We start from the raw sequence: 21,135 nt of genomic DNA on the forward strand, positions 1-21,135 counted from the left end.
CCGCGCGTGCAGCCGCTGTTGCGAATCCCTAATCCCGATTCCCCATTCCCGGCTTCTCAAACACCGCAATGCTCTCCACATGCGCGGTATGCGGGAACATGTCCATCGCGCCGGCGGCCTTGAGCTCGAAGCCCTGTTCGTTGACCAAATAACCGGCGTCGCGCGCCAGCGAGCCGGGATGACAGCTGACGTAGACGATGCGCTGGAACTGTTTCAGCGGCAGTTGCTGCAGCACCTCCAGCGCGCCGGAGCGCGGCGGATCCAGCAGCAGCTTGTCGAAGCCTTGGCGCATCCACGGTGCCTGGCGCTGGTCCTGGGTGAGGTCGGCGGCGAAGAACTGCGCGTTGTCCAGGCCGTTGCGCTGCGCATTCTCCCGCGCGCGCGCCACCAGCCCGGCGTCGCCCTCCACGCCGACCACCTCGCGCACGGTGCGCGCCAGCGGCAGGGTGAAATTGCCCAGGCCGCAGAACAGGTCCAGCACCCGGTCGCCGGACTGCGCATCGAGCAGCGCCAGCGCGTGCGCGATCATCTTCTCGTTGAGCGCAGCATTGACCTGGATGAAATCCAGCGGCCGGAACGCCAGCTCCACGTCCCACTGCGGCAGCCGGAACGACAGCGGCACGTCCTGCGGATACAGCGGATGCACGCTGTCCACGCCGCCGGGCTGCAGGAAGATGGCGAAGTCGTGTTGCTGCGCAAAGGCGATCAGCGCGTCCTGGTCGCGGGCGCTCAGCGGCTGCATGTGGCGGAAGGTCAGCGCCACCGCGGCGTCGCCGGCGATGAACTCGATCTGCGGGATGTCGCGCTTGCCGTCCAGGCTTTCGACCAGGTCCGCCAGCGCGGTCACCTTGAAGCCGATCTGCGGGATCACCGTGTGGCAGACCGACAGGTCGGCGACGAAGCGCGGGTCCTGCTCGCGGAAGCCGACCAGGGTCTTGTCCTTCTTCTCCACCCGCCGCACCGAGAAGCGGCCCTTGCGCCGGTAGCCCCACGGCGCGCCGGTCAGCGCCGGCAGCACCGCCTGCGGGGTCACGTGGCCGATGCGCTCCAGGTTCTCGGTCAGCACCCGCTGCTTGGCCACGATCTGCTGGTCCTCGGCCAGGTGCTGCAGCACGCAGCCGGCGCAGACGCCGAAATGCGGGCAGCGCGGCGTCACCCGCTGCGGCGAGGCCTGCAGCACCTGCACGGTGCGCGCCTCGTCGAAGTGGCGGTTGCGCGCGGTCGGTTCGGCCAGGACGGTCTCGCCAGGCAGCGCGCCGGCGACGAAGGCGACCTTGTCGCCCTCGCGGCGGGCCACGCCGCGGCCATCGTGGCTGAGGTCGGCGATGTCGGTCTGGAAGGGCGTGCGGTCGAGACGGTTTCTGGATCGGGCCACGTGGCAACAGGCTGCGGGCGGAAAAGGGCGGCCATTGTCGCAGATGGGCCGGGCCGGGACCGGCTTGCGATTGCCGCGCCGGCGAGGCAAAGTGGCGCGGACGCACGCGCGCCGCCGCGCGGGATGCGACACCACGCCGCATGGAGGCATCAGCATGGCATCGACCCAGGACCCGGTAACGCGACTGCTGCTCGTCGAAGACGACCCGATCAGCCGCGCCTTCTTCGACGCGACACTGCAGGCGCTGCCGGCCCAGGTGGACCTGGCCGACTCCGTCGCCAGCGCCCTCGACCGCGCGCAGACCCAGGCGCACGACCTGTGGCTGATCGATGCCAACCTGCCCGACGGCAGCGGCAGCGACCTGCTGCGCCAGTTGCAGCGGCAGCGCCCCGGCACCCTCGGGCTGGCGCACACGGCAGACGCCAGCGGCAGCGTTCGCGCGCAGTTGCTCGATGCCGGGTTCGCCGACGTGCTGCTCAAGCCGCTCAGCACCGAGCGGCTGCTGCAATCGGTGCGCCGGCTGCTGGCGCGCGGCCGCGCCGGCGGCACGCCCGGGACCGCCGAGCCGACCCTGGACTGGGACGAGACCACCGCGCTGGCCGCGCTCAACGGCGAACGCGCGCACCTGATCGCGCTGCGCGAGTTGTTCCTGGCCGAGCTGCCCGGCACCCGCGACGCGGTCGCCTCGGCCCTGCAACTCAGCGACGACCAGGCCGTGCGCAACCACCTGCACCGGCTGCAGGCCAGCTGCGGCTTCGTCGGCGCCGCGCGCCTGGCGCGCGCCGTGCGCCAGTTGCATGGCGACCCGGCCTCCTCGCAGGCCCGCCACCAGTTCAGCGAGGCGGTGGCGGCGTTGTTGCACTGAAAGCCGGGATTCGGGATTGGGGATTGGGGATGCCGATCGGCGTCCGCCTGGGCTGGGGGAGACGCGGCTTCGGTTGCGATGCGCGCGCTCCCGGACGTTGCCATAACGGTCCAAGCCGCGGTCGCCCTCGCCCACCTGCCGTCATCGATTCCTGCGACGGCGATGGTGCGTGATGGCACCGGCGGTGCGTGACCTGGGCATCTCCAATAACGTCACGAAATTCCTCGTAGGAGCGGCTTCAGCCGCGACAGGCTTCACTGGGAACGCCCATCGCGGCTGAAGCCGCTCCTACAGAAGAACAGCAGACGGTTGACGTGCGAGGAACCAGGTCGCCGGGGTACCCGGATGGCCGCGGCGCTCGCGCCGCCGACTCGGCGCGATCACGATGCCGCGGACGGCGGCACCTTCGCCTCTTCCGCCGTGGACTCCGCCATCGCGTCGGACGTGGAATCCGGATCGGCGTCCGCGTCCGGCGTCGCCGCGCGGAGCGCCGCCTGCGGCGCCGCGATGGCCGCGCTGCGCTGCCGTGCCAGGTCCTCGACCATTTCCCAGGATTTCAGACCACGGCCGCCGAGGTGATGCAGCAGCACCACGCGCATGCCGCGGCGCAGGCCGGGCAGATCCTCGGCGACCGGTTCGGTGTCGTCGGCCAGGGCCAGCAGGGCGCGGCCGGTGGCCATGCCGCTGCGCTGGTCGTGGCCGCGGTCGCTCAACAACCGGCGCGGCCCATGCTCGGCGTCGAGCACGTAGCGCGCGGCCGGGTCGATCGGCTCGCCGTCGCCGTCGTGACGCAGGTCGAAGCCCACGCCCAGCGCCTCCAGCAGATCGCGCTCGAAGCAGCGCAGCGACCAGGCCAGCGGCGCATCGGCGGCCAGCCGCGCGCGCACCCGCGCGTAGGCCAGGTACAGGTCCGGCGCCGGGTCGTCGCGCGGAGCCAGGCGCAGGGTCAGTTCGTTGATGTAGAAGCCGGCCAGCATCGCCTCGCCGCTCAACCGCGGCGCCGCATCCAGTGCCTCGGCCGCGCGCAGTTGCGCCAGTTCGCCGCGGCGCTGCGCGCTGAAGCGGATCGACTGCAGCGGCTGCAGCGCCGCGCGCAAGGCCTGCTTCTTCGGCCCCTGCACACCGCGCGCCAGCACCCCGAGCCGGCCGTGGTGCACGCTCAGCACCTCCACCAGCAGGCTGGTCTCGCGCCAGGGCCGGGCGTGCAGGACGAAACCGGGTTCGTGCTCGATCAAGGCGGCAGGGGCTGGGAATGGGGAGTGGGGAATACGGAATGGAACAGCATGCCGTCCCTAGCCGCATCATCGTTCAACGAACGGAAAGAGCCAGCGTCGTGTGGGAGCGGCTTCAGCCGCGACGGGCGTTACCGGGAAAGCGCGTCGCGGCTGAAGCCGCTCCTACGCGCACACCATGATTGTCCGGGAGGCGCGGAAATCCGATTCCCGATTCACCATTCCCGGCTTTACTCCCCGTACCCGAACGCCTTCAACGCCGCCTCGTCGTCGGACCAGCCCTCGCGCACGCGCACCCAGGTCTCCAGGAACACCTTGGCGCCGAACAGGCGCTCCATCTGCTGGCGGGCCTTGGCGCCGATGTCCTTCAGACGGGTGCCGCCCTTGCCGATCACGATCGCCTTCTGGCCTTCGCGCTCGACCCAGATCACCGCGCCGATGCGCAGCAGCGCGCCGTCCTCGGCGAAGCGCTCGATCTCCACGGTGGTCGCGTACGGCAGTTCCTCGCCGAGCTGGCGCATCAACTGCTCGCGCACCAGTTCGCCGGCCAGGAAGCGCTGGCTGCGGTCGGTGATCTCGTCCTCGCCGAACATCGGCGGCGCTTCCGGCACCAGGGCCAGCAGGTCGCGCACCAGCGCCTCCAGGCCCTTGCGCTTGAGCGCGGAGACCGGATGCACCGCGGCGAAGCTGCGGCCCTCGCTGACCTGCTGCAGGAACGGCAGCAGCGCGGTCTTGTCCTTGAGCCGGTCGACCTTGTTGACCACCAGCACCACCGGGATGCCGGCGTCGCTGAGCACGTTGAACGCCAGCGTGTCCTCCTCGTCCCAGCGCCCGGCCTCGATCACCAGCAGGCCGGCGTCCACGCCTTCCAGCGAGCCGCGCGCGGCGCGGTTCATCACCCGGTTCATGGCGCGCTTCTGCTCGCGGTGCAGGCCGGGGGTGTCGACCAGCAGCAACTGCCCGGCCGGGAAGCTGGCGATGCCCAGCAGCCGGTGCCGGGTGGTCTGCGGCCGGTTGGAGACGATGCTGACCTTGGCGCCCACCAGGGCGTTGGTCAGGGTGGACTTGCCCACGTTGGGGCGGCCGATCACGGCCACGCTGCCGCTGCGGTAAGGGGGAGTGGCTTGTTCGTTCACTTGCTCGAATCCAGTTGCTCGATGGCGGCGGCGGCGGCCTGCTGCTCGGCCAGGCGCCGCGAGGTGCCCTCGCCCTCGGTCACCAGGGCGGGCTCGGCGAGTACGCAGCGTACCCGGAATAGCTTGGCGTGGTCGTCGCCGGTCTCGCTGATCAGTTCGTAGGCCGGCAGGGTCCGCTGCCGGGCCTGCAGCCATTCCTGCAGGCGGGTCTTGGCGTCCTTCTCCACCTTGCCGACTGGCAGCGCCGCCAGCGCGGCCTCGAACCAGGGCAGGATGGTGGCCCGGCAGGTCTCGAAGCCGGCGTCCAGGTAGATCGCCGCAACCACGGCCTCGACCGCATCGGCCAGGATCGAGTCGCGGCGATGGCCGCCGGACTTCATCTCGCCCGGGCCCAGGGTCAGGCGTTCGCCCAGCTCCAGTTGCCGGCCGATCGCGGCCAGCGAGGCCTCGCGCACCAGTTCGGCGCGGGCGCGGGTCAGCGCGCCCTCGTCGGCCTTGGGCCAGCGCTGGTACAGCGCCTCGGCGATCAGCAGGTTGACGATGCCGTCGCCGAGGAATTCCAGACGTTCGTTGTGCGGCGCGCCGGCACTGCGATGGGTGAGCGCCTGCGCCAGCAACTGCGGCTCGGCGAAGCGGTGACCGATGCGGTCACCGCGCAGGATGGTCTTACTGGCCACCACGCGTCGTCAGGTCCTGGGTGGCGTCGAACTTGCCGACCACGTCCAGATTGGCGATCAGCGGGCGGCGCACTTCGTAGGCCACGTGCATCTTCACACCGGTATCGGTGCGCTCGAAGGTGACGTCGCTCGGCTTGACGTTGTCCGAATTGTTGATGTCCAGGCGCCGGAACAGCGAGGCCTTGGCCTGCGACGGATCCATCTCGGCGCTGCCGGCCTCGGTCGCCAGGCCCTTCATCGCCGAGCGCACGGCGTAGAACTCCATGTACATCGGGAACAGCTTCATGCCGATGTAGACGAAGAATCCGACCACCGCCAGCACGATCACGAACGAGGTCAAGGTCATGCCACTTTGCTTGTGCTTCATCGCGCTTCCCCTCACGCAAGTCACTGAATGGTCGTCCCGATCCGCGACGGATCGAAACTGCCGCTGCAAAACCAGCCTTCGCAATTGAGCCAGATCAGGAACGCCTTGCCGCGCAGGTTCTCCTCGGGCAGGAAATGGGTCTGGGTCCAGAACCGGCTGTCCTCGCTGTTGTCGCGATTATCGCCCATCACGAAGTACTTGCCCGGCGGGACCACCCAGTCGCCCTGGCCGGCCGGATTGTTGCGGTCGATCCACTCCAGCTCGGTGTGGGTCCGGCCCGGCAAGTACTCGGTGAGCAGCGTGGCGCCGGTCATTTCCGCGCCCTTGCCCTTGCCGACGTACTCGCCCATGACCTTGTACTTCATCGGCGTGCCGTTGATGTACAGGGTGTCGCCGTGGAAGCCGATGCGGTCGCCCGGCAGGCCGATCACGCGCTTGATCCAGTTCTCGTCCGGCTTGTGCGGCGGCTTGAACACCACCACGTCGCCGCGCTTGGGCTCGCCGACCGGAATGATCTTCTGGTTGGTGATCGGCAGGCGGAAGCCATAGGAGAACTTGTTGACCAGGATGAAATCGCCGACCAGCAGGTTCGGCATCATCGAGCTGGACGGGATCTTGTACGGCTCGGCGATGAAGCTGCGCAGGATCAGCACCACCGCCAGCACCGGGAAGAACGCCCGCGAGTAGTCGACGACCACCGGCTCGCTGTCGAGCAACCCGGCGCGCGCAGCGCGGCGCTTGGCGAAGAACAGCTTGTCCAGCAGGGTGATGATGCCGGTGGCGAAGGTCAGGACCACCAGCGCGATTTCAAACCATTTCATTCTTATTCCTTCGGAATGGGAATCGGGAATGGAGAATGGGGAATCGGGAAGGCAAGAGCATGCGCTCTTTCCATTCCCCATTCCCTATTCACGATTCCCAGCTACTTGTCCATCTGCAGCACAGCCAGGAAGGCTTCCTGCGGGATTTCCACGCGGCCGACCTGCTTCATGCGCTTCTTGCCTTCCTTCTGCTTTTCCAACAGCTTCTTCTTGCGCGAAACGTCGCCACCATAGCACTTGGCCAGCACGTTCTTGCGCATCGCCTTGACCGTGGTGCGGGCGATGATCTGCGAGCCGATCGCTGCCTGGATCGCCACGTCGAACATCTGCCGCGGGATCAGGTCCTTCATCTTCTCGCACAGTTCGCGGCCGCGGCGGTCGGCGTGGCTGCGGTGGGCGATCAGCGACAGCGCATCGACCTTGTCGCCGTTGATCAGCACGTCCACCCGCACGAACGGGCCGGCGTCGAAGCGCACGAAGTGGTAGTCCAGCGAGGCGTAGCCGCGGCTGACCGACTTGAGCTTGTCGAAGAAGTCCAGCACCACCTCGGCCATCGGCAGCTCGTAACTGATCTGCACCTGGCTGCCCAGGTAGTTGATACCGATCTGGCTGCCGCGCTTTTCCTCGCACAGCTTGATGATGTTGCCGATGTATTCCTCGGGGGTGAGGATGTTGGCGCGGATGATCGGCTCGCGGATCTCCTCGACCATGTTCAACTGCGGCAGCTTGGCCGGGTTGTCCATGCTGATGATGCTGCCGTCGGTCTTGAGCACCTCGTAGACCACGGTCGGCGCGGTGCTGATCAGGTCCAGGTTGTACTCGCGCTCCAGGCGCTCCTGCACGATCTCCATGTGCAGCATGCCGAGGAAGCCGCAGCGGAAGCCGAAGCCCATCGCCTCGGAGCTTTCCGGCTCGAAGCGCAGCGCCGCGTCGTTCAGGCGCAGCTTGTCCAGCGCCTCGCGCAGGTTGGTGTAGTCCTCGGCATCCACCGGGAACAGGCCGGCGAACACGCGCGGCTGCATCTCCTGGAAGCCCGGCAGCGGCTTGCTGGCCGGGTCGCCGGCCAGGGTCAGGGTGTCGCCGACCGGGGCGCCGTGCACGTCCTTGATGCTGGCGGTGACCCAGCCCACCTCGCCCGCGCGCAGCGCCGGCAGCACCTTGCGCTTGGGGGTGAACACGCCGACGCTGTCGACCTGGTGGGTGCGGCCGGTGGACATCACCAGCAGCTTGTCGCCAGCCTTGATCTCGCCCTGCATCACCCGCACCAGCGAGACCACGCCCAGGTAGTTGTCGAACCAGGAGTCGATGATCAGCGCCTGCAGCTTGTCGGTGTCGCGCGGCACCGGCGGCGGAATGCGCTGCACGATCGCCTCCAGCACGTCGCGCACGTTCAGTCCGGTCTTGGCGCTGACCGCGACCGCGTCGGTGGCGTCGATGCCGATCACCGCTTCGATCTCGGCCTTGGCGCGGTCGATGTCGGCGGTGGGCAGGTCGATCTTGTTCAGCACCGGCACCACTTCCAGGCCCTGCTCCACCGCGGTGTAGCAGTTGGCCACCGACTGCGCTTCCACGCCCTGCGCCGCGTCCACCACCAGCAGCGCGCCCTCGCAGGCGGCCAGCGAACGGCTGACCTCGTAGGAGAAGTCGACGTGGCCGGGGGTGTCGATGAAGTTCAGGTGGTAGACCTGCCCGTCCTGCGCGGTGTACGGCAGCGACACGGACTGGGCCTTGATGGTGATGCCGCGTTCGCGCTCGATCGGGTTGGAGTCGAGCACCTGCGCTTCCATCTCGCGCGCCTGCAGGCCGCCGCAGAGTTGGATGATGCGATCGGCCAGGGTCGATTTGCCGTGGTCGACGTGGGCGATGATGGAGAAATTGCGGATGTTCCGCATCGAATCAGAGGACATGAGGTGGGCGGCGGCCAGGACCGTCGTCAGGATAACGGGCCATTATCGCATGGCCGGCGGCCGCTGGTGACGGCCGCCGGATTCGCCCCTGCCCCGGGCGCCGACCCGTCTGGATCGGCGCCCGGGATGGCGCCCGGCCGCGGCCGGACGCGCGGGATCAACCGCCGGCGCGCACCGCGACGAAGCTGGTGGTGTCGCGCACGCGGATCAGCAGCATCACCACGTCGCCCTTCTTGTAGGCGCTCAGTTGCTGGTTCAGGGCGGCGACGCTGCCGACCGGGGTGCGCCCGACCTGCAGGATCACCATGCCCGGCACCAGTTGCGCGTCGCGCGCGGCGCGGCCGGTCACCGCGGTGATGCGCACGCCCTTGCCCGGCTCCACGCCCAGTTGCTGGCGGGTGGCGGCGTCCAGGTCGGCCACGTCGATGCCGAGCAGCGCGTTGGCGCCGGTGGCCGGGGCGGCGTTGTCGCCGACCGCCGGGCCGGCACTGGCCTGGGCGTCGTCGGCCAGCGCGGTCAACTGCACGGTCAGCTCGCGCGGCTTGCCGTCGCGCAGGATCCCCAGGCGCACCTTGGCGCCGGGCTGCATCGCGCCGATCATCGGCGGCAGGTCGCTGGAGGCGCCGATCTCGGTGCCGTTGACGGTGCGGATCACATCGCCCACTTCCAGTCCGGCCTTGGCCGCCGGGCTGCCCTGCACCAGTTGGTTGACCAGGGCGCCGCGGGTATCCGGCAGGCCCAGGCCCTGCGCCTTCAGCGAATCGATGGCGCCGACCATGACCCCGAGCTGGGCGCGGGTGACCTTGCCGGTCTTCTTGATCTGCTCGACCGCGCTCATCGCCAGGTCGATCGGGATCGCGAAGCTGATGCCCATGTAGCCGCCGGAGGCGGAGAAGATCTGCGAGTTGATGCCGACCACCTCGCCGCGGGTGTTGAGCAGCGGGCCGCCGGAGTTGCCCTGATTGATCGCCACGTCGGTCTGGATGAACGGCACGTAGCGCTGGTCGGCGTAGGGATTGCTGCGGCCGGTGGCGCTGACGATGCCGGCGGTGACCGAGTGATCCAGGCCGAACGGCGAGCCGATCGCCACCACCCACTGGCCGGGCTTGAGCAGGTTGGAATCGCCGATGCGCACCGTCGGCAGGTTCTTGCCGTCGATCTTCAGCAGCGCCACGTCGTACTGCTGGTCGCTGCCGACCACCTTGGCGGTGAACTCGCGGCGGTCGGTGAGCTTGACCTTGACCTCGCTGGCGCCGTCGACCACGTGGTGGTTGGTCAGCACGTAGCCGTCGGGCGAGATGATGAAGCCCGAGCCCATCGAGCGGCCCGCGGGGCCGTCGTCGTCCGGCGTGCCGCCGCGCGGCTGCCCGGGCATGCCCGGCATGCCGTCCGGGCCGAAGAAGCGGCGGAAGAACTCGGGCATCTGGTCGTCGTCGGGCATGCCGCCGCCGGAGCGCGCCGCCGCGGCGCGGCGGCTGATGGTGGTCTCGACGTTGACCACGCCCGGGCCGACCTGCTCGACCAGGCGGGTGAAGTCGGGAAGGTTGCCGACCAACTGCGGCGCCGGTGCGGACTGCGCGGCCGGCGGCGGGGTGCTGGCGGCACTGGGGCTGGGTTGCTGCGCACAGGCAGCCAACGGCACGGTCAGCGCCAGCAGGCCCAACAGATGGTGGCGGATACGGTGAGTCATCGGACGCGAGCCTCCGGTTCGGGAAGGGGAAGAACGAGGGGACGAAGCAACGGGGACCACGCGCCGGGACAAGACACGGACGCCGACCGGCGCGCGGGGTCAGGGCTGCTGCAGCGGCGGGTTGGCCGCGGCGTCGGCAGGCAATCGGGGTTCGAACGGATAGAACGCCGCCGGGTCCGCGCCGCTGCGCGGGAAGCTGGCGGTGAATTCACCGCCGGCGTCGGCGGCCGGCAGGGTCGAGCGTGGCCACGGCCGCGCCTGCAGCGGCGTTGCCGGATGTCCGAACGGATCGCTGGCGCGTTGCGCGACCATGGTGGGGGGCGCGACCGGCGCCACGAACGGGGTCTGCGTCGGCGCCTTGGCCTGCGACTTGGCGGGCGCCGCGGCGGCGTAGGCACGCTCGGCCGGGGCGTTGCGGGTGCGCACGGCCTGTTCGCTGCGGGTGGCCTCGCGTCGCGCTGCCGCGGCCGCCTCCTGGCGACGATTGGCGGCGATCGCCATGGCCGGCGCGGCGGCGACGGCCGCGGCGAGATCGCCCTGCGGATCGGCCGGCGCCGGTGCCGGCGTCGGGACCTGCGGCGTGGTGGCGGCAGGCGCCGGCGTCGGCGCGGTGGCATCGGCGACCTGCGCCGGCGGCAACGCCTCGGGCGTCTGCGGCAGGCGCTGGGTCACGAACAGCGCCAGCACCGCGACCGAAGCGGCCAGGGCCGCACTGCCGCCCCAGCGCCAGGTGCGGCGCTTGCCGGCCGCGCTGGCCGCCTCGGCACGCACGGCCTGCTGCGCTTCGGCGGCCACCGCCTGGCGCACGCGGGCGCTGAAATCGCTGGGCGCCGGCACGCTGACACGGCCGCGCAGGATGTCGCCGCACAGCTGCCAGCGTTCGTGGCAGCCGGACAATTCCTCGTCGTGCTGCAGCCGGCGCAGCACGAAGCGTGCTTCGTCGGCCGGCAGTTCGCCGTCGATCAGGGCGGACAGTTGCTGCCGGTAGTGCAGCTCGAACTTGTCCGGCGCTGCGCTGTCGGGCGCCGGCACTGGCTTGGGAAAGGGCGTGATATCGGTCATACGCGGTGTCGCTCACGGGTGGCGCTGTCGGTATCCAGCAGGGGACGGAGTTCGGCGTCGATGGCCTCGCGGGCGCGGAAGATCCGCGAACGCACGGTGCCGATCGGGCAGCCCATCTTCTGCGCGATGTCCTCGTAGCTCATGCCCTCCACCTCGCGCAGGGTGATGGCGGTGCGCAACTCTTCCGGCAAGGCGTTCACCGCCTTCATCACCGTTTGCTCCAGTTCCTGGCGCATCAACTCGCGCTCGGGCGTGTCGGTGTCGCGCAGCCGGGTGCCGCTGTCGAACTGCTCGGCATCGAGCACGTCGACATCGTCGGTGGGCGGCCTGCGGTTGTGCGCGACCAGATAGTTCTTGGCGGTGTTCACGGCGATCCGGTGCAACCATGTGGAGAACTGGGCGTCGCCGCGGAAACTTCCTATCGCGCGGTAGGCGCGGATGAAGGTGTCCTGGGCCACGTCCTGACATTCGCTCCAGTCGGCGATGTAGCGCCCGATCAGGCCGACGATCCGGTGTTGGTACTTGCGCACCAGCACATCGAACGCCGCGCTTTCGCCGCGCTGCACACGCCGGACCAGTTCCAGGTCCAGCTCCTGGGGTGTTTCGACATCGGCCATAGCGGGCCGCACTCCTGTCAGCCCAACCTACGTCGGACCCTCTGACCGCCAATTCGGAAAAAAGTTCAGCGCCCCTCAGCGGATCGCCGCCCCACGACGTTAACCGGCGTTCCGTTAGGCTGGCGCAAGGCCAGCGGTCGCGGGACGCGCCTCAATTCCCCTGCATTGGGATTTGACGCGACGGAAACAACCTCTGGATGATAACGATCTTCTCCATACACAAGCGGATGGTCCTCCCCATGCTTTCAGGCTTCGACGGGCTCCGATTCAGTCACTGGCAAGCGGATATCCGCGGCGACGGCGTCGTCGTGCTCAGCCTCGACCGCCAGGACGCGCCCGTCAACGCGCTGTCGCAGGACGTGCTGCTGGAGCTGGGCAATCTGCTCGAGCGCATCGCCATCGATCCGCCCAAGGGCGTGGTGATCCGCTCGGCCAAGGACAATGGCTTCATCGCTGGCGCCGACCTCAAGGAATTCCAGGAATTCGACCGCCGCGGCACCGTCAACGACGCCATCCGCCGCGGCCAGGCCACCTTCCAGAAACTGGCCGAGTTGCCCTGCCCCACGGTCGCGGCGATCCACGGCTTCTGCATGGGCGGCGGCACCGAGATCGCCCTGGCCTGCCGCTACCGTGTCGCCTCCAGCGATGCCGCCACCCGCATCGGCCTGCCCGAGACCAAGCTCGGCATCTTCCCCGGCTGGGGCGGCAGCGCGCGCCTGCCGCGGCTGATCGGCGCGCCGGCGGCGATGGACCTGATGCTCACCGGGCGCACCGTGTCGGCCTCGGCGGCACGCGCGATGGGCCTGGTCGACAAGGTCGCCGCGCCCGCCGTGCTGACCGACACCGCGGTGGCGCTGGCGCTGTCCGGCAGCACCCGCCCCTTCAAGCAGCGCGCCACCGCCTGGGCCACCAACACCTGGCCGGCGCGCAAGCTGCTGGCGCCGCAGATGCGCAAGCAGGTGGCGCGCAAGGCGCGCAAGGAACACTACCCGGCACCGTACGCGCTGATCGGGGTGTGGGAACGCAGCGGCGGCAGCGGCATCCAGGCGCGCCTGGACGCCGAGCGCAAGGCGGTGGTCAAGCTGGCCAGCACGCCGACCGCGCGCAACCTGATCCGCATCTTCTTCCTCACCGAGCGGCTCAAGGCGCTGGGCGGCAAGGAACACGGCATCCGCCACGTGCACGTGGTCGGCGCCGGGGTGATGGGCGGCGACATCGCCGCCTGGTCGGCCTACAAGGGCTTCGAGGTGACCCTGCAGGACCGCGAGCAGCGCTTCATCGACGGGGCGCTGAGCCGCGCCGGCGAGTTGTTCGCCAAGCGGGTCAAGGACGACGGCAAGCGCCCGGCGGTGGCGGCACGGTTGAAGGGCGACCTGGCCGGCGACGGCGTGCCGAGCGCCGATCTGGTGATCGAGGCGATCATCGAGAACCCGCAGGCCAAGCGCGAGCTGTACCAGTCCCTGGAACCGCGCATGCAGCCGCACGCGCTGCTCAGCACCAACACCTCCTCGATCCCGCTGACCGAACTGCGCGAGCACATCCAGCGCCCGGCGCAGTTCGGCGGCCTGCACTACTTCAACCCGGTGGCGCAGATGCCGCTGGTGGAGATCGTCTGTCACGACGGCCTGGCGCCGGAAAACCAGAAGCGGCTGGCCGCGTTCTGCAAGGCGATCGACAAGCTACCGGTGCCGGTGGCCGGCACCCCCGGCTTCCTGGTCAACCGCGTGCTGTTCCCGTACATGCTGGAAGCGGCCACCGCCTACGCCGAAGGCATTCCCGGCCCTGCCATCGACAAGGCCGCAGTCAAGTTCGGCATGCCGATGGGCCCGATCGAACTGATCGACACCGTGGGCCTGGACGTGGCCGCCGGCGTCGGCGCCGAACTGGCGCCGTTCCTGGGCCTGCCGATCCCGGCGGCGCTGCAGACGGTGGAACCGGGCAAGCGCGGCAAGAAGGACGGCCAGGGCCTGTACGCGTGGGAGAACGGCCGCGCCAAGAAGCCCGAGTTGCCGAAGGACTATCGCGCGCCGGACGACCTCGAAGACCGCCTGATCCTGCCGCTGCTCAACGAAGCGGTGGCCTGCCTGCACGAGGGAGTGGTCGCCGATGCCGACCTGCTCGATGCCGGCGTGATCTTCGGCACCGGCTTCGCGCCGTTCCGCGGCGGCCCGATCCAGTACATCCGCGCCGCCGGCGCCGATGTCCTGCTGGCACGTCTGCGCGCCCTGCACACGCGCTACGGCGAGCGTTTCGCCCCGCGCCCGGGCTGGGAGTCGCCGGCGCTGCGCGAACCGGTGGTCTGAGGCGCGCACGCGCGCCGACCTGCAGAAGTGGCTTCAGCCGCGACAGGCATGATCGAGAAAGCCCATCGCGGCTGAAGCCGCTTGTGTCAAATGAGGGTCTATCGTTGCAGGTGAGAGCGGAGTGCGGCAGGCCGTTTAGCCGTAGTGCCAGCAAGCACGAGTAGGAGTCAGCGCCGCCGCACCCCGTATCTCCTGCCTTATCAGCCCGAACAGTTGCCCGAGTCGCGAGCTCGAACTCCACAAGCATGGGCGTCGGCAGGAGTGCTCTCGTGACTGAGTCTACTGCGGAGAACGTCTATGCGACGCTATGTCGGGATCGATGTATCCAAGGCCGAACTGGTCATTCATGTCCTGCCGGACGAGCAGACCTGGACCCAAGCCAATACGCCACAGGGGCAGCGTGCGCTGGCCCAACGCCTGGCCGAGCTGGGCTGCGAGCGGATCGTGCTGGAAGCCAGTGGCGGCTACGAACATGCCGTGCTGCAGGTGCTCCGAGAGGCGGACCTGCCGGCAGTGCGGATGGCCGCTGATCGTCCGCGCAAGCTAGCCCAGGCCTTGGGCCTGCATGCCAAAACCGATGTCCTGGACGCGCGCCTGCTGGCCATCGCCGCCCAGCACATCCCGACCACCCCCACGCCCGTGGTGCCCGGGCACCAGCAGTCTCTTCGCGAACTGCTGGACCTGCGTGCCACCCTGGTGGGCCAGCGCGATGCCCATCGGCGGCGCCTGGAGCACATCACCCGCCCTGAGGTGCAACGCCACTGCCGAGAGGTGATCGCCCTGCTGAACCAGCAGATCCAGACGTTGACGCAGGAGATCGGGCAGCAGGGCAAGACCTGCTCGAGCCTCCCTAAGGTGCCTGGGCTCGGCACGATCCTGCGCGCGGTTCTGGCCGCGCGGTTGCCAGAGCTGGGCACGCTGCCGCCACGCAAGCTCGCTGCCCTGGTCGGGCTGGCCCCGTTCAATCACGACAGCGGCTGCTGGAAAGGCCAACGCCGCATCAAAGGCGGACGTGCCGACGTGCGGCGCGTGCTGTACATGGCCACCTGGGCCAGCATCCGCGCCAAATCCCCCTTGGCCAACACTTACGCGCGCCTGCGCGCAGGCGGCAAACCGGCCAAGGTCGCCATCGTCGCCTGCATGCACAAGTTCCTGCGCTGGCTCAACGCCATCGCGCGCGATCAGGCCCCGTACGCTCCTCCTGCCATCGCAGGTGCATGACAGTTGACTCCTACAAAAAACGCGTTGCGAGGACGGGCGCTTGCGCATGCGCCGTCCATCCACGTAGGAGCGGCTTCAGCCGCGACCGGCGTTCCCGGCGCGCGAAGGCGGCCGCTCGAGAAAGGGAAACATCGGTGGCGCCGGCATGCGCCATCCGCAACGTTATCGGCTATGGATGCGAATGCCCATGCGCATGACCGTGCCCGTGGTGGTCATGGGCATGACCATGATCGTGGTCCTCATGACCATGCCCATGAGGACCGTGACCACCACCCTCACCCGCCGCAGCGGGCGCGCCGCACGGCGTGGCGCCGCAATGGCCGGCTTCCATCTGCAGGGTGATGTGGTCGATGTCGAACTGCGCATGCAGGCCATCGCAGAGCGCGGCGCGCACTGCATCGGCGTCACTGCCGTCGGCGACCACCACGTGCGCGGTCAGCGCCGGGGTGCTGGAGGCCAGCGCCCACACGTGCAGGTCGTGCACGCTGGCCACGCCGGGCGCCGCTTGCAAATAGCCACGCACCGCATCCAGGTCCACGCCCTTGGGCACGCCTTCCAGCAGCACGTTGACCGCTTCGCGCAGCAACACCCAGGTCCGCGGCAGCACCCACAGGCCGATCAGCACCGCCAGGATCGGATCGATCAGCTTCCAGCCGGTGACGCGGATCGCCAGCGCGCCGACGATCACCGCGACCGAGCCGAGCATGTCGCTCCACACTTCCAGGTAGGCGCCCTTCATGTTGAGGCTCTCGCCGCTACCGGCCTTGAGCAGGCGCATCGAAATCAGGTTGATCAGCAGGCCGAACGCGGCGATGCCGAGCATGCCGACGGTGGCGATCTCCTGCGGCTGGCGGAAGCGCTGCACCGCCTCCCACAGGATGTAGCCGGCGACCACGAACAGCAGCGCGCCGTTGACCAGCGCGCCCAACGCCTCCAGCCGCGCGTAACCGTAGCTGCGCTTGGCATCGGGCGGGCGCCGGCTCAGCCGCACCGCGATCAGCGCGATCATCAGCGCCAGCGTGTCGGTGGCCATGTGCGCGGCGTCGGACAGTAGCGCCAGGCTGTTGGTGAGGAAGGCGCCAGCGACCTCCACCACCAGGAACAGCGCAGTCAGGCCGAGCGCCCACCACAAGGGGCGCTCGTGGCGGATTTCGGTGGGGGCGTGGCTGTGATCGTGTCCCATGGGGCGACCGGGCGGCGATGCGGAGGAAGATGGCCGCTACCTTAGGACGCCGTCTGCGCGGAGACTATTACACCACGGGCACCGCCGCCTGCCCCGGAACGAATACCGCGCGCACGCAGCCGTCCTGCTTGTGCTTGAACATCTCATAACCGCGTGCCGCCTCGTCCAGCGGCATGCGGTGCGTGGCCAGGAAGCGGGTCTTGAACGCACCGCTGCGCGCCAGCTCGAGCAGGCGCGGCACGTAGCGCTGGCCGTGCTGCTGCGCGGTGCGCACGGTCAGCCCCTTGTTCATCACCGCGCCCAGCGGGAACTTGTCCATCAGGCCGTAGACGCCGAGGATCGACAGCGTGCCGCCCTTGCGACAGGCCAGGATCGCCTCGCGCAACGCCTGGCCGCGATCGGTGTGCAGGTGCAGCGCCTGCTTGACCCGATCATAGGCATGACCGAGACCGGTGCCGTGCGCCTCCATGCCGACCGCATCGATGCAGGCATCGGGGCCGCGTCCGCCGGTCATTTCGCGCAGCATCTCGACCACGCTGTCGACGGCGCTGTAGTCGATCACCTCGTTGCCCAGCACGTCGCGCGCCAGCGCCAGCCGCTCGGGCAGGCGGTCGATGGCGATGACCCGCTCGGCCCCCAGCAGGCGCGCGCTCTGCTGCGCCATCAACCCGACGCCGCCGCAGCCCCACACCGCCACGGTCGTACCGGGCTGGATCGCGCAGAAATCCGCGCCCATGAAGCCGGTGGGACCGGCATCGGATAGGAACAACGCATCCTCGTCGCCGAGTTCGTCCGGGATGGCGAAACAGCCGACGTCGGCGTGCGGCACCCGGATGTACTCCGCATGCGAACCGGCGTAGCCGCCGAAGGCATGGGTGTAGCCGTAGATGCCGGCAGTCGGATAGCCCAGCAGCGGCTCCTGCATCTCCCAGTTCGGATTGGTGTTGTCGCACAGCGAGAACTCCTGACGCGCGCAATGCCAGCACCCGCCGCAGGAAACGAACGACGGCACCACCACACGCTGGCCGACGCGCAAGCCACGCACCTGCGGCCCGACCTCGACCACCTCGCCCATGAATTCGTGGCCGATGATGTCGCCTTCGCGCATCGTCGGCAGATAGCCGTCGATGAAATGCAGGTCCGAGCCGCAGGTGGTGCTGAGGCCGACCTTCAGGATCACATCGCGTGGATTGACGATGCGCGGATCGGGAACCGTTTCCACCCGCAGATCGTTGACCCCGTTCCAGCATAGTGCGCGCATGGCGGACTCCTAGTGTTCGTGGTGGTCGCGGCCGCGCGCGGATGGGTTGTCGCGCAGCGTCGGCACTTCGCCGCACTCGATCCAGGCCTTGAACCGGTGCAGCACCTTGCCGATCAGCGCATCCGGCGCCGCGCCCACCAACTTCGCCACGGCCTGGGCGAGCACCCCGCCCTCGACGCGATACTCCACCGCCAGCGTGGCCTCGCAACCGAAGCCATCGGGCGCGCGACGCACGCTCAACGTGGTCTGCAGGTGCAGTCCGTGCTCGCCGCTGCCGGCATAGCTGACCGACTCGCCGAGATGGACTTCGCCGCGCCGGTAATCCAGATCGAGATGGCGCTCCAGCGGCAGGCGCAGGCGCCATCGCGAAGCGTAGCCGTCGCCAGACTGCAGGTCGGCCAGGTCCGCCAGCACCTGCTGCTGGACGCCCATGTCGCACCAGGCGTCGAGGATCTGATCGGGCTCGCCGAGAATGCTGAGAGTGCGCACCAGGCGCGTACCGTCCAGGGTGACGGGCGCGTCGGCCGCCGGGGATTCGCGCATGAGAAGCTCCTGGCAGGACCGGAATGTTCGTGGTGCGGGTCACGGCGCATCGGCCGCGATCCGCAGCACGGCTCAGCGGGTGGAACCGGCCGGCGAGGCGGCGGCGCTCTGCAACTGCTGCGCCTTGGCCAGATGCTCGGCCACATGGGTACGCGTGGTACGCAGATGCGCGACCACCTCCGGGGTCTTGGCCGCGGGAATCAGGGTGCTGTCGAGCATCTGCAGGGCGGCCTGATGATCCTTGACCATCGCCATGACGTAGGCCTGTTCGAAGCGGTCGCCGTCCAGGGCCTGCAGCTTGCCTGCTTCCGCCTTGGCCTTCTGCATCTGCTGCTGCGCCGGCGCGGCCTTGGTGTCGGGTCCCCAGGGCGCGATCTTGGCATTGTTGTCGGAGTGCTCCTTGACCATCTGCATGGCGTAGTCGCGCACCGGCCCTTTGACCTGCTTCTGCAAGGCCAGGTTGCCGGCGTTGATCTCGCTGGTATTGATCGCCGACAGCACGCCGAGCGCCTGTTTCTCGTCGAGCGCGGACGCGCGTGCACCTTGCGCGCCCTGCATGCCGGACGACGTCTGCGCCGCAGACGTCGACGGCGCTTGCTGTTGCATCGCGCCGGGATCGTGGCCGCCGGCCTGGCCGGACGTATCGGTCTGCGCATGAGCGAGGCCGACGCCGAGAACCGACATCAGCGCCAGAGAGAAAGCGGAACGGGAATGACGCATGACAATCTCCTTTGCATGGCAGGTATCGCCATGCTCCGCCGCCTTTCGTGAGCGCTTGGTTGAACGTGGGTGCAGGCGATGCGAAATGCTGCAGATGCACCTGGACTGCGGCGCCACGCCTACGGCAACCAGCGCAGCAGCAACACGCTGAGGCTGGCCAGTGCCAGCAGCGACAGCGTGCCGGCTGCCAGTACGCGGCCGCCGGACGCGAGCACGGTGCGCAGATTCACCGACAGGCCCAACGCGGCCATCGCCACCAGGGTGAACAGCAGCGACAGCGACTGCGCCGCGTCGATGAGCAATGCCGGCAGCACACCCAGCGCGCGCAGGCCCATCATGCCGACGAAGCCGAACACGAACCACGGCACCAGCGCGTGCGCCGGGCGCCGCTGCGCCGGCGATCCACCACGGATCACTCCCAGCAGCAGCATCACCGGCCCCAGCATCAGCACCCGCATCAGCTTGACCAGCGCACCGACCTGCGCGCTCAGCGCACCCACCGGCACGGTCGCCGCCAGCACCTGCGGCACCGCGTACACGGTCAGGCCGGCGAGGATGCCGTAGTGGCGCTGGTCCAGACCCAGCACGGGCACCGCCAGCGGCAGCAGCAACACCACCAGCACGCCGAGCGCAGCGGTGAAGGCGATCGCCGCGGCGACGTCGTCGGAGTCGGCGTCGATCACCGGCGCCGCCGCCACGATCGCCGAGTTGCCGCAGATCGCATTGCCGCACGCGACCAGCGTGGCCAGCCGCGACGGCAGGCCCAGCACGCGACCGATGCCGTAGCCGAGGGCGATCGCCAGCAGCACCACCGCGGCGATGGCGCCCAGCAACAGGCCGCCGGCCGCGCCGATGGCGCCGATCCCGACCGAGGCGCCCAGCAGCACGATCGCCAGTTCCAGCGGCAGCTTGGCGGCGAAGGCGATGCCGGCGTGCGTGGACGGCGGCAGGCGCCACGCCGTGCGCAGCAAGGTGCCGAGCACGATCGCGAACACCAGCGCATCGATCCAGCGCCGGCCCAGCCACTGCAGTTGCACGCGCTCGGCCAGCCAGGCCAAGGCCGCCACGCCGATGGCCAGGGCCAGCCCAGGCAGCAGGGTCGAAGGTCGGTGCAGTGGCGCGTGCATGGAAGTCATCCGGATCGAAGTGGCGACAGGCTGCGCCCGCAAACCGTTCCGATCCATCGCATAATTGTGCACACTTCATTCGGCTCATCCGAACAGTTGCCCCTATGACCCTGGAACAACTCGCGCTGTTCGTGGCGGTGGCCGAGCGCCAGCATCTGACCCTGGGTGCGCAGGCCGCGCACCGCACGCCGTCGGCCGCCAGTGCGGCGATCAAGGCGCTGGAGCAGCAGTACGGGGTGGCGCTGTTCGACCGGGTCGGCCGCGGCCTGGTGCTGACCGCGGCCGGTGCGGCGTTCTGCGAGGACGCCAAGGCGATCCTGGCGCGCAGCCGGGCGGCCGAACTGGCCCTGAGCGAATGGCGTGGCGTGCTGCGCGGCACCCTCGACCTGCACGCCAGCCAGACCGTCGCCAGCTATTGGCTGCCGACCCGGCTGATGGCGTTCCATGCGCGCTATCCGCAGATCGAGATCCGCCTGAGCGTGGGCAACACCGACAGCGTGGCGCGCGCGGTGCGCGAGGGACGCGCCGAACTGGGCTTCGTCGAGGGCCGCGTGCAGGCCGCCGAACTGCTGAGTTCGGCGCTGGACCACGACCGGCTGCGCGTGGTGGCCGCACCGGACCACCCGCTGGCCGGGCGCCGCCGCCCCGGGCTGGCGCGGCTGATCGCCGACAGCACCTGGATCATGCGCGAACCCGGCTCGGGCACGCGCTCGGCGTTCGAAGCGGCGTTGCGCGATGCCGGCATCGCCCCGGAACGCCTGCGCGTGGCCCTGTCCCTGCCCTCCAACGAAGCGGTGCTGTCGGCGGTGCAGGCCGGGCGCAGCCTGGCGGCGATCTCGCAACTGGCCGCGGCGCCGTGGCTGGAGAGCGGCCGCCTGCAGGGCATCGAGGTGACGCTGGCCGAACGCACCTTCCATGTCCTGCGTCACCGCGAACGCGGCCTGGGCGCGGCGGCGGCCGCCCTGCTCGACCTGCAGGCGCAGGCAACCGCGGCCTGAGCGCCGCGTGGCGGGGAGGAACCCGCAGCG

At 69.4% G+C, this 21,135-nt stretch carries 19 protein-coding genes; 4 read left to right on the forward strand and 15 right to left on the reverse strand.

What is annotated here, in order from left to right; translation table 11 throughout:
- Positions 1-28: 28 nt before the first annotated feature.
- Complete coding sequence (rlmD, locus tag PG878_RS14860) at positions 29-1,375, reverse strand: 23S rRNA (uracil(1939)-C(5))-methyltransferase RlmD (protein WP_209031625.1); 1,347 nt, start codon at positions 1,373-1,375, stop codon at positions 29-31.
- Positions 1,376-1,523: 148 nt separating this feature from the next.
- On the opposite strand from rlmD, the gene PG878_RS14865 reads away from it, so the two are divergent.
- Entirely contained in the window at positions 1,524-2,240 is a 717-nt protein-coding gene (locus PG878_RS14865) for an Hpt domain-containing response regulator (protein WP_209031674.1), read from the forward strand.
- 380 nt (positions 2,241-2,620) lie between these two features.
- Here PG878_RS14865 and recO read toward each other — a convergent pair whose 3' ends face one another.
- The 9 genes from recO to rpoE form a co-directional block, all read right to left on the reverse strand.
- The gene (recO, locus tag PG878_RS14870) at positions 2,621-3,475 is read right to left on the reverse strand and encodes a DNA repair protein RecO (protein WP_209031624.1); all 855 of its coding nucleotides are present in this window, start codon (positions 3,473-3,475) and stop codon (positions 2,621-2,623) included.
- Between the two features lie 227 nt (positions 3,476-3,702).
- Positions 3,703-4,608, reverse strand: coding sequence for a GTPase Era (era, locus tag PG878_RS14875; protein WP_209031623.1), 906 nt, complete (start codon positions 4,606-4,608; stop codon positions 3,703-3,705).
- Positions 4,605-5,285 carry a ribonuclease III gene (gene rnc / locus PG878_RS14880; protein WP_026143959.1) on the reverse strand — a complete coding sequence of 227 codons (681 nt, stop codon included), beginning with the start codon at positions 5,283-5,285 and terminating at the stop codon, positions 4,605-4,607. Before rnc ends, era begins: the two co-directional genes overlap by 4 nt.
- Complete coding sequence (locus PG878_RS14885) at positions 5,275-5,652, reverse strand: DUF4845 domain-containing protein (RefSeq protein ID WP_160948336.1); 378 nt, start codon at positions 5,650-5,652, stop codon at positions 5,275-5,277. Before PG878_RS14885 ends, rnc begins: the two co-directional genes overlap by 11 nt.
- A 20-nt stretch (positions 5,653-5,672) precedes the next feature.
- Entirely contained in the window at positions 5,673-6,473 is an 801-nt protein-coding gene (lepB, locus tag PG878_RS14890) for a signal peptidase I (RefSeq protein WP_209031622.1), read from the reverse strand.
- Between the two features lie 101 nt (positions 6,474-6,574).
- On the reverse strand, positions 6,575-8,365 hold the full coding sequence (gene lepA, locus PG878_RS14895) for a translation elongation factor 4 (protein ID WP_048492482.1): 1,791 nt from the start codon (positions 8,363-8,365) through the stop codon (positions 6,575-6,577).
- A gap of 172 nt (positions 8,366-8,537) precedes the next feature.
- Positions 8,538-10,070: a DegQ family serine endoprotease gene (locus PG878_RS14900; protein ID WP_209031621.1), complete on the reverse strand. Its 1,533-nt coding sequence runs from the start codon at positions 10,068-10,070 to the stop codon at positions 8,538-8,540.
- 99 nt (positions 10,071-10,169) lie between these two features.
- Positions 10,170-11,132 (reverse strand): sigma-E factor negative regulatory protein, encoded by a 963-nt coding sequence (locus tag PG878_RS14905; RefSeq protein ID WP_209031620.1) that lies wholly within the window; start codon positions 11,130-11,132, stop codon positions 10,170-10,172.
- Positions 11,129-11,749, reverse strand: coding sequence for an RNA polymerase sigma factor RpoE (gene rpoE / locus PG878_RS14910; RefSeq protein ID WP_209031619.1), 621 nt, complete (start codon positions 11,747-11,749; stop codon positions 11,129-11,131). The genes PG878_RS14905 and rpoE overlap by 4 nt, the downstream gene beginning before the upstream one ends.
- Before the next feature lie 239 nt (positions 11,750-11,988).
- Between rpoE and PG878_RS14915 the strand changes: the two genes are divergently transcribed.
- Both PG878_RS14915 and PG878_RS14920 read left to right on the forward strand, forming a co-directional pair.
- Positions 11,989-14,052 carry a 3-hydroxyacyl-CoA dehydrogenase NAD-binding domain-containing protein gene (locus tag PG878_RS14915; RefSeq protein ID WP_209031618.1) on the forward strand — a complete coding sequence of 688 codons (2,064 nt, stop codon included), beginning with the start codon at positions 11,989-11,991 and terminating at the stop codon, positions 14,050-14,052.
- A gap of 297 nt (positions 14,053-14,349) precedes the next feature.
- Positions 14,350-15,273, forward strand: coding sequence for a transposase (locus PG878_RS14920; RefSeq protein ID WP_311185976.1), 924 nt, complete (start codon positions 14,350-14,352; stop codon positions 15,271-15,273).
- 169 nt (positions 15,274-15,442) lie between these two features.
- Here PG878_RS14920 and PG878_RS14925 read toward each other — a convergent pair whose 3' ends face one another.
- The 5 genes from PG878_RS14925 to PG878_RS14945 all read right to left on the reverse strand — a co-directional run bounded on the left by PG878_RS14925 (position 15,443) and on the right by PG878_RS14945 (position 20,107).
- Positions 15,443-16,456, reverse strand: a complete 1,014-nt coding sequence (locus PG878_RS14925; RefSeq protein WP_209031062.1) for a cation diffusion facilitator family transporter — start codon at positions 16,454-16,456, stop codon at positions 15,443-15,445.
- Positions 16,457-16,523: 67 nt separating this feature from the next.
- Positions 16,524-17,717: a zinc-dependent alcohol dehydrogenase gene (locus PG878_RS14930; protein WP_209031061.1), complete on the reverse strand. Its 1,194-nt coding sequence runs from the start codon at positions 17,715-17,717 to the stop codon at positions 16,524-16,526.
- 9 nt (positions 17,718-17,726) lie between these two features.
- Positions 17,727-18,260 (reverse strand): SRPBCC family protein, encoded by a 534-nt coding sequence (locus PG878_RS14935; RefSeq protein WP_209031060.1) that lies wholly within the window; start codon positions 18,258-18,260, stop codon positions 17,727-17,729.
- Between the two features lie 72 nt (positions 18,261-18,332).
- A complete protein-coding gene (locus PG878_RS14940; RefSeq protein ID WP_209031095.1) occupies positions 18,333-18,944 on the reverse strand; it encodes a DUF4142 domain-containing protein in 612 nt (203 codons plus the stop codon).
- Positions 18,945-19,099: 155 nt separating this feature from the next.
- Positions 19,100-20,107 carry a YeiH family protein gene (locus PG878_RS14945; RefSeq protein ID WP_244672582.1) on the reverse strand — a complete coding sequence of 336 codons (1,008 nt, stop codon included), beginning with the start codon at positions 20,105-20,107 and terminating at the stop codon, positions 19,100-19,102.
- Between the two features lie 104 nt (positions 20,108-20,211).
- On the opposite strand from PG878_RS14945, the gene PG878_RS14950 reads away from it, so the two are divergent.
- On the forward strand, positions 20,212-21,105 hold the full coding sequence (locus PG878_RS14950; protein WP_209031059.1) for a LysR family transcriptional regulator: 894 nt from the start codon (positions 20,212-20,214) through the stop codon (positions 21,103-21,105).
- Positions 21,106-21,135 lie beyond the last annotated feature (30 nt).

Source organism: Xanthomonas hawaiiensis, assembly GCF_031834635.1.
GTDB classification, from domain to species: Bacteria; Pseudomonadota; Gammaproteobacteria; order Xanthomonadales; family Xanthomonadaceae; genus Xanthomonas_A; species Xanthomonas_A sacchari.

Excerpts from the sequence above, each read along its gene's own strand:
- PG878_RS14915 (WP_209031618.1), top strand. The coding sequence starts at position 11,989 with ATGCTTTCAGGCTTCGACGGGCTCCGATTCAGTCACTGGCAAGCGGAT.
- PG878_RS14950 (WP_209031059.1), top strand. The coding sequence starts at position 20,212 with ATGACCCTGGAACAACTCGCGCTGTTCGTGGCGGTGGCCGAGCGCCAG.
- PG878_RS14900 (WP_209031621.1), bottom strand. The coding sequence starts at position 10,070 with ATGACTCACCGTATCCGCCACCATCTGTTGGGCCTGCTGGCGCTGACC.
- rpoE (WP_209031619.1), bottom strand. The coding sequence starts at position 11,749 with ATGGCCGATGTCGAAACACCCCAGGAGCTGGACCTGGAACTGGTCCGG.
- PG878_RS14905 (WP_209031620.1), bottom strand. The coding sequence starts at position 11,132 with ATGACCGATATCACGCCCTTTCCCAAGCCAGTGCCGGCGCCCGACAGC.
- PG878_RS14920 (WP_311185976.1), top strand. The coding sequence starts at position 14,350 with ATGCGACGCTATGTCGGGATCGATGTATCCAAGGCCGAACTGGTCATT.
- PG878_RS14930 (WP_209031061.1), bottom strand. The coding sequence starts at position 17,717 with ATGCGCGCACTATGCTGGAACGGGGTCAACGATCTGCGGGTGGAAACG.
- lepA (WP_048492482.1), bottom strand. The coding sequence starts at position 8,365 with ATGCGGAACATCCGCAATTTCTCCATCATCGCCCACGTCGACCACGGC.
- lepB (WP_209031622.1), bottom strand. The coding sequence starts at position 6,473 with ATGAAATGGTTTGAAATCGCGCTGGTGGTCCTGACCTTCGCCACCGGC.
- PG878_RS14935 (WP_209031060.1), bottom strand. The coding sequence starts at position 18,260 with ATGCGCGAATCCCCGGCGGCCGACGCGCCCGTCACCCTGGACGGTACG.
- PG878_RS14940 (WP_209031095.1), bottom strand. The coding sequence starts at position 18,944 with ATGTCGGTTCTCGGCGTCGGCCTCGCTCATGCGCAGACCGATACGTCC.
- PG878_RS14925 (WP_209031062.1), bottom strand. The coding sequence starts at position 16,456 with ATGGGACACGATCACAGCCACGCCCCCACCGAAATCCGCCACGAGCGC.
- PG878_RS14945 (WP_244672582.1), bottom strand. The coding sequence starts at position 20,107 with ATGCACGCGCCACTGCACCGACCTTCGACCCTGCTGCCTGGGCTGGCC.
- PG878_RS14885 (WP_160948336.1), bottom strand. The coding sequence starts at position 5,652 with ATGAAGCACAAGCAAAGTGGCATGACCTTGACCTCGTTCGTGATCGTG.